The organism is Zafaria cholistanensis (assembly GCF_008580665.1).
Taxonomy (GTDB): domain Bacteria; phylum Actinomycetota; class Actinomycetes; order Actinomycetales; family Micrococcaceae; genus Zafaria; species Zafaria cholistanensis.
Window position 1 is genome coordinate 447,905 of the sequence record NZ_BKDJ01000001.1, and the last position, 12,961, is coordinate 460,865.

A 12,961-nucleotide genomic window follows, 5' to 3' on the forward strand; every position below is an offset into this window, starting at 1 on the left:
ACGGGAGTCCATGTGGCCAAGACCGTGTTAACCTACGGCACCTTTGACCTGTTCCACATCGGGCACCTGAACGTCCTCAAGCGGCTGCGCGCCCTGGGGGACCGGCTGATTGTGGGGGTCTCCACCGATGAATTCAACGCGGTCAAGGGCAAGAAACCCGTAGTGCCTTTCGACCAGCGCATCGAGATCGTCCGGTCCATCAAGTACGTCGACCAGGCCATTCCCGAGGAGAACTGGGAGCAGAAGCGCCTCGACATCCAGCGGTACGGCGTCGACATCTTCGGCATCGGCGACGACTGGCGCGGCAAGTTCGACGACCTGGGCGACAGCGTCGAGGTGGTGTACCTGCCCCGCACCGAGGGCATCTCCACGACCGAGATGAAACGCGTCCTCAGCGCCTTCGACGAGCGCCACGTCGAGCAGCTCAAGCGCACTTTGGACAGCATCAGCCAGATCGTGAAGGAACTCAGCTAGTTCCCGGCCGAAATCAGCCGGCGATCAGGTCCCGGGCCGCCGCCAGGAACCGGCCGCAGGGGTCCCCGCCGTCGTCCCCGAAGACGTGGCGGCGGAACGATTCCTGGGCGGCGGGGACGGGCGCGGCCGCCAGCGCGGCGACCGCGGAGCGCAGGTCCTCCGGCTCGTGCCGGTACCACGCGGGAAGGGCGCCCTCAAGCGTGAGCGCGTCCGGGGCCTGCCCGGGGCGGTCCCCGTTCACGCACAGTGCGGTGGGCCTGCCCAGGCCCACCGCGTCCATGGCCATGGCCGAGATGTCGGCCAGCACGACGTCGGCCGCCGCCAGCGAGGCCAGTGGCTCAGTTCCGGTGTCGTAGGCGTGGGCGGCTGCCGCCCCCCGCCCGGCGTTGGCCCGCCGCAGCGACGAGCGCAGGCCGGCAAGCGTCCGGTGGAAGGAGGGGTCCACCGATCCCGTCTTGGGGTGCGGGCGCAGCACCACCCGCACGCCGGGATCGGCGAGCAGGTCTTCGAGGCGCGCTCCGTGCGTCTTCAGGGAGCTGTAGGCCATGGCGGGGGAGTCGCCCTCCCACGTGGGGGCGTAGAGCACGGTCGTGATCCCCGGGGCCGGAGGGAAGCCGGGGGTCCCGGGGAAGCCGAGCTGGGGCCGGCCGATGTGGACCAGGTGGCGCTCCTCGAACCGGGGCACAGCGGCCATGATGCGCTCATGCGAGGCCTGCCCCGCAACGAACGCGAAGTCGTAGGCCTTCAGCTGGTTGGAAACCATCGACGACTTCTCGCTCTCGCCGTGGCTCAGGTGCACGTGGGCGGGGCCGTTCACGCGCAGGGCGGTGAAATTGGCCTGGTTGTTGTTCACGTAGAACACCACGCGCACCCCGTGGCCGGCCAGGAAGTGCTCGAAGGACGCCGAGCCGGGGACCAGCGCCACCGGCAGGGTGGTCCGGGCGGCGATGTCCCGTGCCGTCCGGGGATCGGTGAGCAGCAGGGTGAGCGGTGCGACCTCGGCGGCCAACCGCTCCCAGGGGCCCAGCCACTGCTGCAGCTGGTACAGGCCCGCCGGGCCGTCGCCGAAGTACACGGTAAAGGGCGAGTCCGCCGGCGGCTGCTGCGGCCTGGAGGCCAGCATCCGCCGGGCCGGCCGGGCGGCGGCCACGGAGCCGGCCTTTCCGGCCACCACGCGCAGCCCGCGGCGGATCACTTGGAGTTCGTGCACGGGAAGATCCTATTGCAAGGACCGGCAGCCCCATGCCGGCAGCCGTGCCGGGGCGGTGCCGGGGCGGTGTGACGGCCGTGTGGGACCCGTGTCCCGGGCCCCGGCGACCGCGGGGCCCGGGACCGTTGGTAGGATTGGCAGGAAATTTGGCGGAAGTTTTGGGTAAGGAAACCCGAAACACAACGGAGCTTTAAAGGGGAAACGAGTGGCGGCTTGGCGAGGCAAGGTGGGTTCATTGCTTCCCCCGCACATCCTGCGGATGCTGGCCAACAACACTTTTGGCGGTGCCGCCGTGCGTACGGGGCTTCCGTCCGACTGGACGCCGGAGCGGATCCGTTCCCGCCACCGCGAGGAATTCCTGTGGGCCGCCACCACGGCCGGGGTGGCCGCGCATTTCCGTGCCCTCGACGCCGGCACGCTCCTGGCGGAATCCCCCCTGCCGGCCCCGGACCTGCGCCGGCTCAGGCACGCCCTGGCGATCAAGGGACTGATGGTCCAGGCCGCCACCCCCACGGACCTGCCCGAAGGGGCGGCCCGCGGGTGGCGGGTCGCCGACGCCGGGTTCGCGCGGCACCGGCGGGAACTGGCGGACGCGCTCGGGGTCCTGGTGCTGGAGTGGGCCGGAGCGGAGGCTCCGGGGCCCATCCCGGCCCCGGAGCCCATCGACGTCGTCTACACCTGGGTGGACGGGTCGGACCCGGAATGGAGGGCCGAGCGTGCCGCGGCCCGGGCCGAGGCCACCGGAACGCCCCTGGCCACCTCCGACGATGAGGCCCGCTACGCCTCCCGGGACGAGCTCCGCTACTCGCTGCGTTCCCTCGAGTACTTCGCGCCCTGGATCAACCACATCTACATCGTGACCGCGGACCAGGTTCCGGCCTGGCTGGACACGGGGAACGGGCGGGTCAGCGTGGTCCCGCACCGGGACATCTTCGCGGATCCGGGCAACCTGCCCACGTTCAATTCCCACGCCATCGAGTCCCAACTGCACCGCATCGAGGGACTCTCCGAGCGTTTCATCTACCTCAACGACGACGTCTTCTTCGGCCGGCCGGTCGATCCCGGCCTCTTCTACACGGCGGACGGCGCCAGCCGGTACTTCCTGTCCAAGCAGCGGATCGGGGAGGAGAAGCCGGGGGACCTTCCCGTGAACGTGGCGGCACGCAACAACCGCGCGGTGCTCCAGCGCCGTTTCGGCAGGTCGTCGATCTTCAAGTTCCTCCACGCGGCCCACCCCCAGCTCCGGTCCACGCTCGAGGCCATCGAGGCGAACGAGCGCGAGGAGGTCCAGCGGACGGCTGCAGCCCGGTTCCGCAGCGACACCGACCTGTCCATCCCCTCCTCGCTGGCCCACTACTACGGCTCGGCCCTGGGGCGGGCAGTGCCCGGGGAGGTCGGCTACAACTACATCGACCTCTCCGACGCCACCGCCCGGCTGCGCCTGCTGCGCCTGATGTGGACCGAGCGGCCCCAGATGTTCTGCCTCAACGAGGTGGCCGCCGGAGGGCGCCGCGAACAGGAGACGCTGAAGATGATGCAGCACTTCCTGCAGGAGTACTTCCCGTTCCCTTCCGCGTTCGAGAGGCCGGAGGTTCCGCGCGGCACGGCCGCCGCGCGGCCGGCCGCCGCCCTAAACTGACGGCGGGACCGGGGCGCCCCGGGGCCGGTTTGGCTTCCTCCGCTCCCCGGGCTAAGATGTAACGTCGGTCTATGTTCTATTAGGAGTTCTCATTAGCGGTAAGCGTTCGGATCGCCCGTCCTCGCACGGAATCGACCGGAGTTCACCCCTGACCTTCTCGGTCAAGGACCTCGGGCGCAGCCCGGGGAGCATGCGGACCTTGGAAGAACGGGTCGCGGCCCCGGCCGAGCTGGGTGTCGCACTGATCGGAGTTCAGGAAGGATCGCCCGTCGATCTGGACCTGAGGCTCGAGGCCGTGCACGAGGGGATCCTGGTGTCCGGAACCGCAAGCGTCCACGTGGTGGGCGAGTGCGGCCGGTGTCTGGACCCCATCGCGTATGACCTTGACGCCGACATTCAGGAGCTTTTCTACTTCGAGGACAGGGTACTGTTCGAGGAGGACGAAGAGGCCGACCAGTACCGGGTCGAGGACGAAATGATCGACCTCGAGCCAGTGCTGCGGGACGCGGTGGTGACCACCCTGCCGTTCCAGCCGGTGTGCCGGGAGGACTGTGCAGGCCTCTGCCCCGAATGCGGGGCACGCCTCGAAGGGGATCCGGACCACCACCATGGGGTCCTTGATCCTCGTTGGGCGGCCCTTGCCGGGCTGACCGACACCGCCGCCGACGAGGCGGCACCAAGTACAGAATCAGTCGAGAGAGAAGAGAGTTAGCCGTGGCTGTTCCCAAGCGGAAGATGTCCCGCTCGAATACCCGCGCCCGCCGGTCCCAGTGGAAGGCAACTGCGCCGAACCTGGTCAAGACCGTGGAGAACGGCCGCGTGACCTACAGCCTGCCGCACCAGGCGAAGGTCGTTACCGACTCCGCCGGCACCGCGCTGTTCCTTGAGTACAAGGGGCGCAAGGTCGCAGACGCCTAAGCACGTCTGATGCCTTCAACCGAAGAGCTTTTGAAGCGTCTCGGGGTCGTCATCGACCCCGAGACGCTTCGTCTTGCGCTCACCCACCGCTCCTACGCCTACGAGCAGGGCGGCATCCCCACCAACGAACGCCTTGAGTTCCTGGGGGACTCCGTCCTCGGCTTTTCGGTGACGGACCACCTTTACCGCCAGTACCCCGACCTGCCCGAGGGCGACCTCGCCAAGCGGCGCTCCGCCGTCGTGAGCACCCGGGCCCTGGCGGGCATCGCCCGCGGACTCGGCATCGGCGAATTCATCCTCCTGGGCCAGGGGGAGAAGCTGACCAACGGGTCCAACAAGTCCTCCATCCTGGCGGACACCATGGAAGCCCTGATTGGCGCAACCTATCTCACCCACGGGATCGAGGCCGCCCGGGCCCTGGTCATGCGGCTCGTCGAGCCGCTGCTGACCGACGTGGAGGCGCTCGGCGCCGGCACCGACTGGAAGACGGCCATCCAAGAGATCGCCGCGGCACGCAAGCTCGGCGCCATCGAATACCTGATCCGCGGCTCCGGCCCGGACCACGCACGCACCTTCGAGGCAACCCTGTCCATCGGCGGCACGCTGTACGGCTCCGGGACCGGTCCCTCCAAGAAGGAAGCCGAGCAGGAGGCCGCCGCCTCCTCCTGGAAGCTGCTGCGCCTGCCCGCCGCGGAAACCCTCTAGCCGTGCCCGAACTGCCGGAGGTCGAGGTGGTGCGCCGCGGCCTCGACGCGTGGGTCGTCGGACGCACCGTCCGGGACCTCGAGGTCCACGATCCGCGCTCGGTGCGCCGCCACGCCGGCGGCCCGGCCGACTTCGCCGACAGCCTGCGCGGCACCACCATCCGCCATGCCGTGCGGCGCGGCAAGTTCCTGTGGATGCCGCTGGACGGCCTCCCCGAACCGGCCGCGCTGGTTGCCCACCTGGGCATGAGCGGCCAGCTCCTGGTGGAGGAGCCCGACGCCCCCCGCGAGAAGCACCTCAAGGTGCGCCTGGAACTGTCGCCCGCGGCGGGCAAGCCCGCCGAACTGCGCTTCGTGGACCAGCGCATCTTTGGCGGCCTGTTCCTCTCCCGGCTGCGCCCGACGCCGGACGGCGGGCCGGGCGGGCACGGGGCCGACCTGCCGCTGGTTCCCGAGGCTGCCGCGCATATTGCCCGCGACGTGCTGGACCCCGCCTTCGGCACCGACCTCCTGCATGCGGCGCTGCGCCGGCGCCGCACCGGCCTCAAACGCGCGCTGCTGGACCAGGGCGTGGTCTCCGGGGTCGGCAACATCTACGCCGACGAATCCCTCTGGGCCGCCCGCCTGCACTATGCCCGGCCCACGGACACGCTGCGCCGGCCGGAGACCGAGCGCGTGGCCGAGGCGCTCAAGGACGTCATGGCCCGGGCCCTGGCTGCCGGCGGTACCAGCTTCGATTCCCTGTACGTGAACGTCAACGGCGCCTCCGGGTACTTCGACCGGTCCCTGAACGCCTACGGGCGGGCGGGCCGGGAATGCCCCCGCTGCACCCAGGCCGGACTCGTCTCGCTGATCCGGCGCGACCCGTTCATGGGCCGGTCCTCCTACACCTGCCCGGCCTGCCAGCGCACGCCGCGCAATGCCCGGTACTGATCCGCCCGGTACTACTGATCCGCCCGGTACTACTGATCCGCGGCGCGTCCCTGTCCGGCGCGGGCGGGCCTACGATCATCGCATGAGTGAAGACAGGCGGGCCCGCTGATGCTGCGCGCCCTGGCCCATCCGGCCTACCGGAGGCTGTTCCTGGCGCAGGTGGCCTCGCTGGCCGGCACCGGCCTGCTCACCGTCGCGCTCGGGCTGCTGGCCTTCGACCTCGCGGGGGCCAACGCCGGCCAGGTGCTCGGCACCGTGTTCGCCGTCAAGATGCTCGCCTACGTCCTGGTGGCGCCGCTTGCCGGCGCGTGGTTGGCGAACCTGCCCCGCCGCGCGGTGATGGTCGGCGCGGATGCGGTCCGCATCGCCGCGGTGCTGTTCCTGCCGTTCGTGGCTGAGGCGTGGCACGTTTACGCGCTGGTTTTCCTGCTCCAGTCGGCCTCGGCGACCTTCACCCCCACGTTCCAGTCGGTGATCCCGCAGGTGCTCGAGGACGAGGAGGACTTTACCGCCGCGCTTTCGCTCTCGCGCCTGGCTTATGACCTGGAATCGGTGCTCTCCCCGGCCCTGGCGGGGCTGTTGCTGCTGTTCATGGCCAACAGTTCGCTGTTCTTCTGGACCGCGTTTGGTTTCGCCGGGTCGGCCCTGCTGGTGCTTTCCGTGGCCGTGCCCCCCGTCCCGGCGCATCCGGGGCAGCGCGGAGCCCCGTTCCTGCGGCGGGTCCGGCACGGTCTCCTGCTCTTCGTCCGCACCGCGGCCCTGCGGCCCGTGCTGGCGCTGAACCTCGCCGTCGCGGCAGCGGGGGCGTTCGTCCTTGTCCAGACCGTCGTCATCGCCAAGTCCGTCTTCGGACTGGGCGACGGTGCCGTGGCCCTGTTCCTGGCGCTCAATGGCCTGGGGTCGATGGCGGCGGCCCTCATCCTTCCCCGGCTCCTCGCGCGCGCCGGGAACCGGCAGGTCATGGCCGCCGGAGCGCTCCTGCTCACGGGCGCCACCGCGGCCATCCCGCTGGCACTGGCCGCACCGGGACCGGCCGGGCCGGCCGCGGTCGCCGCCCTCTGGGTGGCGGTCGGCTGGTCCTGGGCCTCGGTGGAAACCCCGGTGGGGCGCGTGGTCCGTGCCAGCGTGGCACCCTCCGACCTGCCGGCCGCCTTCGCCGCCCAGTTTTCCCTCTCCCACGCCTGCTGGCTCCTCACCTACCCCCTGGCGGGGTGGCTCGGCTCGGCAAGCCTTCCGGCGGCGGCCCTCGTCCTGGCGGTCGTGGCGGGCGCCGCCACCGTCACGGCCCTGGTCCTGTGGCCCGCGGGGGACGAAGGCCCGGGCTAGGGGAGCAATTCGTCCAGCACGGCGTCCGTGAACGCCGGCCAGGCCTCCGCGGCCCACGGACCGAAGTCGCGGTCGGTCAGGGCGACGCAGGCCACCGCCGCCTCCGGGTCCACCCACAGGAACGTGCCGGACTGGCCGAAGTGCCCGAACGTCCGCGGCGAGCTTTTGGATCCGGTCCAGTGCGGGGACTTGCGGTCCCGGAGTTCGAACCCCAAGCCCCAGTCGTTCTCCTGCTGGCGGCCGAACCCGGGCAGCACCCCGGCCAGGCCGGGGAAGGCCACGGTGGTGGCCGCGGCGAGCAGTTGGGGCGAGAGCAGGCGTGGCCGCTGGAGTTCGGCCGCGAAAAGCACGAGGTCGTCCACCGTCGAAACGCCGCCGGCGGCGGGGGACCCGTCCAGGCGGGTCGACCCCATGCCCAGCGGCTGCAGCACCGCTTCGGCCAGGTAGTCGGCAAAACCGAAGCCCGTGGCCTCCTCAAGGGTCTCGCCCAGCACGTCGAATCCCGTGTTCGAATACAACCGCCGCCCGCCCGGGGGGAAGCGGACGGTGCGGTCTCCGAAGTCGAAGCCTGCGGTGTGGGCCAGCAGGTGGCGCACCGTGGAACCCTCAGGGCCGGCCGGCTGGTCCAGTTCGAGGGCGCCCTCCTCGCAGGCGATCAGGACCGCATAGGCCGAAAGCAGCTTGGTCACCGACGCCAGCCGGAACGGTCGTCCCGTCGGTCCGTGCCGGCCCAGCACCCGCCCGTCGGCCGCCACAACGGCCGCCGCCGCGTTCTCCACGGGCCAGCGCTCAATGGTCTTCAGGGCATTCATCGGGCTCCTTGGTAGTGTTCCGCCAGGCGGCGGAGTCCGTCGTCGATCCCCAGTGCGGGGGTCCAGTCCAGCAGTTCGCGGGTCCTGCGCTGGTCGAACCAGTGGGCGGTCGACAGCTGCTCGGCGAGGAAACGGGTCATCGGCGGCTCGTCGTGGACCCAGCCGCGCCGGCCCGCTGCGGTCCACGCATGCTCGATCGCCGTCCCCGCGCCGCGCGCCAGCCAGCCGGGCACGCTCCAGGCGGGCGGGCGGACCCCAGCGGCGGTGCAGATGCCCGCCAGCAGCTCACCCACCGGCCGCGGTTCCCCGTTGGTCACCACCACTGCCTGCCCGCGGGTGTGTTCCATCCGCTCCAGGGTGCGCACCACCGCCTCGGCGGCGTTGTCGAGGTAGGTTGTGTCGATCAGCGCGGCCCCGCGGTCCAGCAGCGGCAGCCGGCCCGCGCGGGCCCTGCTGAGGACGCGTTCGACCAGTTGGGTGTCGCCCGGTCCCCACACGATGTGCGGGCGGACCGCGGCCACGCGGAACCCGGGGCCGTCCTCGGCCAGGGCCAGCAGTTCGGCGGCCGCTTTCGAGCGCGCGTAGTGCCCGCGGGCGCGGGCCGGGTCGGCCCGTCCGGCGGGGGCACCGGCGATCGCGGAGCCGAAGTGCGCCACGGACGGCGAGGAGACCTGGACGAAGTCCCGCACACCGGCGGCGCGGGCGGCCTTGAGGAGCCCGGCGGTGCCGTGGATGTTCGTTGCCGCGAAGTCGTTCCAGTCCCCGGTGAAGGACACTTTGGCAGCGAGGTGGACGACGGCGTCGCTTCCCTGCACCGCGCGGGCCACGGCCTGCGGGTCGGTCAGCGACCCGGGGACGTGCGTGGTCCCCGGGGCCGGGGAGGGGCGGCGCTGGAAGGTGCGGACCACGTGGCCGCGGCCCGCCAGCAGCGCGGCGACCGCTGAGCCCAGCAGGCCACTGGCGCCGGTGACCAGCACGGTGCGGGGGGCGCTCACGGGGAGCCCGCCCGTTCGCCCGCCAGCACCCGCGAGGCCCAGCCGGCCAGCGCCGTGCGGTCCACCTTGGAGTTGTGCCGGATGTCGGTGGGCAGACCGGGGACCACCAGCACGGCGGCCAGCCGGATGCCGGTGCCTGCGGCCACGGCGGCGCGCACCCGCGCGGCGAGTCCGGGTTCCGCGGGCCCCGCGCGGCGCACCGGCGGGACCGCTTCGACGACGGCGACCGCGGCCTGGGTACCGGCCGGGCCCACCCCCACCACGGCGGCGCGGCCGGCGCCCGGGGCGGAGGCGGCCGCGTGTTCGGCGGCGACCGGGGTGCGGATCCCCTCGGGGGTGGTCAGCAGGTGCCCGAGCCGTCCCTCCACCCACAGCCGCCCTTCGGCGTCGAAGTGGCCCACGTCGCCGGTCCGGTGCCACCCGGGCAGGGACGCGCTCTCCTGCTGGGTAATCCAGAGCCGGTCGTAGCGCTCCTTGACGTGCGGCGCGGCCACCACGATCTCGCCGGTGATATCCGCCCCGGCGGTGGGGACGGACCCGGGCACGCCGGCGGCGGACAGCGGCAGGACGCGGACGCGGGCCCCGGCCACGGGGGTTCCGACGCAGACGCCATTGCCCGTGCCGGCCTCCCGGATGCCGGGCAGGTCGATGTCCGTGACCGGAAGGGCCTCGGTCATCCCGTAGGGGGTGTGCAGCGACGCCCGCGGAACCAGTTCCTGCACGCGCGCCAGCAGCGGCTCCGGAATGGGGGCGCCGGCGGAGAGCAGCAGGGACACGCGTCCCAGGGCGGCGCGGCCCGCGCTGTCCAGGTCGCCGGCGGTGGCCAGGACATTGGCCAGGGCGGCGGGGGAGGCGAAGACCGCCGTCGCGTCCACGGCCGCCACCGCCCGGGCCAGGGCGGTGGCAGTGAGCGTCCTGGGTGCGGTGACGTCCATGTCCGGGGTGACGGACGTCGCTCCCAGTGCCGGTCCCAGCAGCGCGAAGGGGGCGAAGCCGGCGACGAGCGCCGACCCGGCCTGCAGCCCGTAGGTGGCCTTCAGGGTGTCCCGCATCGCGGCCAGGCGCCGGTGCGTGTAGGACACGCCCTTGGCCGGGCCCGTGGAGCCGGAGGTGAAGAGCACCGCCGCCTCCGCGTCCGGTTCCGGCGCCGGCAACGGGTCCGGGTCGCGGCCCGCGGTGAGCCGGCGGCCGGCGGAAAGGAGTTCGGGCACCGTGTGCCGGACGCCCAGGGCACGCCGCCTGGCTCCGGAGACGGGCCCGACGGAAATGCGGGCGCCAGGCCATCCAAGGAGGCGCGCGCCGGCCAGGGCCCGGTCGATGCCGACCAGCCAGGCCGGGCCCGCCCCGATGATGGCCCGGCCCAGGCCCGCGCGGCCCAGGCCCGCGTCCGCAAGGACGGCGACCGCGCCGAGCCGGAGGCAGGCATAGATCAGCGTCGTCAGTTCGATCCCGGGAGGCACCAGCAGGCTGACGCGGTCTCCGGGGCGCACCCCGGCCGAGGCCAGGCCCCGGGCCAGGGCGCCGACGTCGGCGGCCAGTTCGGCCCAGGACAGCGTTCGCGGGTCCGGGCCGCGGGAGGTGCCCCGCCGGGCCAGGCCGAGGGGAGCCATGTCCACGATGGCCGGGGTGCGGTCCGCGCGGCGTTCCTCCAGTTCGGCGGTCAGGGCCCGGTACGGCGCCGCCTCGGCCTCGGTGCCGGCCCCGGGAGCACCGGCGGCCTCGGGGGTCCCTGCGGGCACCGGAAGTTCGGCGGGGGGTGCGGATTCGGCGGGGGGTGCGGATCCGGCCGTGGAGCCGAGCCAGCGCAGCACGGGGGACGCGATGTCGCGGTCCTCCGGCAACAGGTGTCCGGCGCCCTCGAAGCGGTGCACGTCCGCGTGCGGCAGCCGGTCCAGAAGATCGCGCAGGTAGCGGTCGGAGAAGACCGGGTCCTGGGGGCCCCACAGGAGAAGCGCCGGGACGTCCAGGGTGCGCACGCCCGAGGAGATCTCCTCCAGGGCCGGCCAGCTGGGATGGCCGGGACCGGCCGGAATGTCGGCGACGAAGTTTCCGACCCCGGCGCGGCGGGCGGGGGTCAGGTAGGGGGCCATGAAGGCGGCGCGCACCGCCGGGGCCAGGGCCGGCCGGGCCAGCGCGTGAGTGACGCGCAGGAAGGCGGGCGTCGTCGTCGTGCCCCATCCGTGCACCGCCGGGTGCAGGGCAAGCCGCAGCGCGGGGGGAAGGGAGAAGCCCGCGGGGTGGACGGCCGTGTTGGCGAGCACGACGCCGGCCAGCGGCTCGCGGTGCCGCAGTGCCCAACCCAGCGAGATGATGCCGCCCCAGTCGTGGCCGACGGTGACCACCGGCCGGGGATCCCCGCGGCGGGCCAGGCCCAGCGCGGCCGTCAGGTCCCCCAGGTCGCCCACGCGGTCGGCAAGGCGGCGGAAGGTCCCGGTCCGGGCGGAAAAGCCCATGTCGAGCTGGTCGACGGCGACCACCCGCCACGGCGCCGCATCGTGGGACGCCGCATCGTGGGACGCCGAATCGTGGGACGCCGGCGCGTCGGTGGCGGCTGCGAGCAGGCTCCGCCACAGGTAGGACCAGGTCGGGTTGCCGTGGACGCAGAGCAGGGTGCCGGCCGGTTCGACGCCGCGGGCCTGCAGTTCGGGGCCGTTGTCCAGCACATGCCACCTGTGGACCGTGCCGGGCCGGTCGCAGGCGGCGGTGGAGGGAACCTCGACCGTGCGCGACCAGCCGGGCCGGACACCGGGCCAGGGCTGGACGCCGGGCCACAGCTGGACGCCGGGCAAGGTCCGGGCGGAACGGCCGGCGGCCGCCCCGCCGGCTACCACGCGAGCTCCAGCATGGAGGTGTTCAGTCCCGAGCCCACGCCCATGCACAGGACGCGGTCCCCGGACTTCAGCGTGGGTGCCTCCTGGGCGAGGGTCATGGGCAGCGAGGCCGGGCCCACGTTGCCCCACTTGGGAAAGGTGATGGGCACCCGCTCGCGGACCAGGTCCACGGCCTTGATGATCGCGTTGGTGTAGGAGGCGGACACCTGGTGGGTCACGTAGCGGTCCATGGACCGCCAGTCCCAGCCGTCGGCGTGGGCCTCGTTCCACGCGTCGACGACGAGTTTGAGGCCGTTATCCAGCAGCCCCTTGGTGTCGGTGAACATGCCGTCCGGGCCGCCCACGCACAGCTGGTGGTGTTCGGTGCCGGCCCGGGAGACCCCGCCGACGATCCGGTGCGAGGCGGGATGGGCGTCGGCCGGGCCGATGACCGCGGCGGCCGCACCCGAGCCCAGCGTCAGGGTGGCGAATTCGCGCAGGTAGTCCTCGCGGGTCGAATCCTCCCGGTTCAGGCGCCGGAACGTGGTCTCCTGCGTGGGCTGGGCGTCCTCTCCGGCGACGATGACCGCGTAGCGGATCTGGCCCGAATCGATCATGTTGGAGGCCAGCATGATGCCGTTGACGAAGCCCAGGCAGGCGTTGGCCACGTCGAAGTTGATCGCCGAGGAGGGCAGCCCCAGCCCGTGGTGGATCTTCACCGCCACCGAGGGTTCCAGGCTGCGCCGGGTGACCGAGGTGTTGATCAGCAGGCCCACTTCCTCGGGACCGATGCCGGCTTGGGCCAGGGCCTTGGAGCCTGCCTCGATGGCGGCGTCGTCGAACCCGGTGCCCGCCGGCCACCAGCGGCGCTCCCGCACCCCGGCAACGCGTTCAAGCAGCCGCTTGGACAGGTGCAGCCGCTTCAGGCTTGGGGCCAGCCGCTCGTCGAATTCGGCGGAACTGACGACCCTTGGCGCTTCCACACTCGTGACGGCCAGGATGGCCGAATTGTGGTGCCGAAACGTTGCGTTGCCGTTCAATATCCAGCCTTTGTCCTGATTGCGGTGGGCGTTTCCGGGCCAGGGGCACGAAGCCCCTGCCCGGCAAGGTTAACTATGCCCGTCCGGAGCCGGTTCCGGC

Annotated in this window: 12 protein-coding genes; 7 read left to right on the forward strand and 5 right to left on the reverse strand. The window is 72.3% G+C overall.

Annotated elements, in window-relative coordinates:
- Nucleotides 1-12: 12 nt before the first annotated feature.
- A complete protein-coding gene (locus NCCP_RS02085; RefSeq protein WP_149955408.1) occupies nucleotides 13-474 on the forward strand; it encodes an adenylyltransferase/cytidyltransferase family protein in 462 nt (153 codons plus the stop codon).
- Nucleotides 475-487: 13 nt separating this feature from the next.
- Here the strand turns inward: NCCP_RS02085 and NCCP_RS02090 are convergent, their stop codons facing one another.
- Nucleotides 488-1,684 (reverse strand): CDP-glycerol--glycerophosphate glycerophosphotransferase, encoded by a 1,197-nt coding sequence (locus NCCP_RS02090; RefSeq protein WP_149955409.1) that lies wholly within the window; start codon nucleotides 1,682-1,684, stop codon nucleotides 488-490.
- Nucleotides 1,685-1,919: 235 nt separating this feature from the next.
- On the opposite strand from NCCP_RS02090, the gene NCCP_RS02095 reads away from it, so the two are divergent.
- The 6 genes from NCCP_RS02095 to NCCP_RS02120 all read left to right on the forward strand — a co-directional run bounded on the left by NCCP_RS02095 (nucleotide 1,920) and on the right by NCCP_RS02120 (nucleotide 7,204).
- Nucleotides 1,920-3,323, forward strand: a complete 1,404-nt coding sequence (locus NCCP_RS02095; RefSeq protein ID WP_149955410.1) for a stealth family protein — start codon at nucleotides 1,920-1,922, stop codon at nucleotides 3,321-3,323.
- Between the two features lie 148 nt (nucleotides 3,324-3,471).
- Nucleotides 3,472-4,035, forward strand: a complete 564-nt coding sequence (locus NCCP_RS02100) for a YceD family protein (protein WP_149955411.1) — start codon at nucleotides 3,472-3,474, stop codon at nucleotides 4,033-4,035.
- 2 nt (nucleotides 4,036-4,037) lie between these two features.
- Complete coding sequence (gene rpmF, locus NCCP_RS02105) at nucleotides 4,038-4,241, forward strand: 50S ribosomal protein L32 (RefSeq protein ID WP_127511582.1); 204 nt, start codon at nucleotides 4,038-4,040, stop codon at nucleotides 4,239-4,241.
- Between the two features lie 9 nt (nucleotides 4,242-4,250).
- Nucleotides 4,251-4,946 (forward strand): ribonuclease III, encoded by a 696-nt coding sequence (gene rnc / locus NCCP_RS02110; RefSeq protein WP_149955412.1) that lies wholly within the window; start codon nucleotides 4,251-4,253, stop codon nucleotides 4,944-4,946.
- A gap of 2 nt (nucleotides 4,947-4,948) precedes the next feature.
- Nucleotides 4,949-5,878, forward strand: coding sequence for a bifunctional DNA-formamidopyrimidine glycosylase/DNA-(apurinic or apyrimidinic site) lyase (gene mutM / locus NCCP_RS02115; protein WP_149955413.1), 930 nt, complete (start codon nucleotides 4,949-4,951; stop codon nucleotides 5,876-5,878).
- Nucleotides 5,879-5,986: 108 nt separating this feature from the next.
- On the forward strand, nucleotides 5,987-7,204 hold the full coding sequence (locus tag NCCP_RS02120) for an MFS transporter (RefSeq protein WP_149955414.1): 1,218 nt from the start codon (nucleotides 5,987-5,989) through the stop codon (nucleotides 7,202-7,204).
- Here the strand turns inward: NCCP_RS02120 and NCCP_RS02125 are convergent.
- The 4 genes from NCCP_RS02125 to NCCP_RS02140 are packed head-to-tail and all read right to left on the reverse strand — an operon-like array spanning nucleotide 7,201 to nucleotide 12,861.
- Nucleotides 7,201-8,016, reverse strand: a complete 816-nt coding sequence (locus NCCP_RS02125) for a serine hydrolase domain-containing protein (protein ID WP_149955415.1) — start codon at nucleotides 8,014-8,016, stop codon at nucleotides 7,201-7,203. The genes NCCP_RS02120 and NCCP_RS02125 overlap by 4 nt on opposite strands.
- Entirely contained in the window at nucleotides 8,013-9,011 is a 999-nt protein-coding gene (locus tag NCCP_RS02130) for an NAD-dependent epimerase/dehydratase family protein (RefSeq protein WP_149955416.1), read from the reverse strand. The genes NCCP_RS02125 and NCCP_RS02130 overlap by 4 nt, the downstream gene beginning before the upstream one ends.
- Nucleotides 9,008-11,785 (reverse strand): alpha/beta fold hydrolase, encoded by a 2,778-nt coding sequence (locus tag NCCP_RS02135; protein WP_149955548.1) that lies wholly within the window; start codon nucleotides 11,783-11,785, stop codon nucleotides 9,008-9,010. The genes NCCP_RS02130 and NCCP_RS02135 overlap by 4 nt, the downstream gene beginning before the upstream one ends.
- A 50-nt stretch (nucleotides 11,786-11,835) precedes the next feature.
- Complete coding sequence (locus NCCP_RS02140; protein ID WP_149955417.1) at nucleotides 11,836-12,861, reverse strand: 3-oxoacyl-ACP synthase III; 1,026 nt, start codon at nucleotides 12,859-12,861, stop codon at nucleotides 11,836-11,838.
- Nucleotides 12,862-12,961 lie beyond the last annotated feature (100 nt).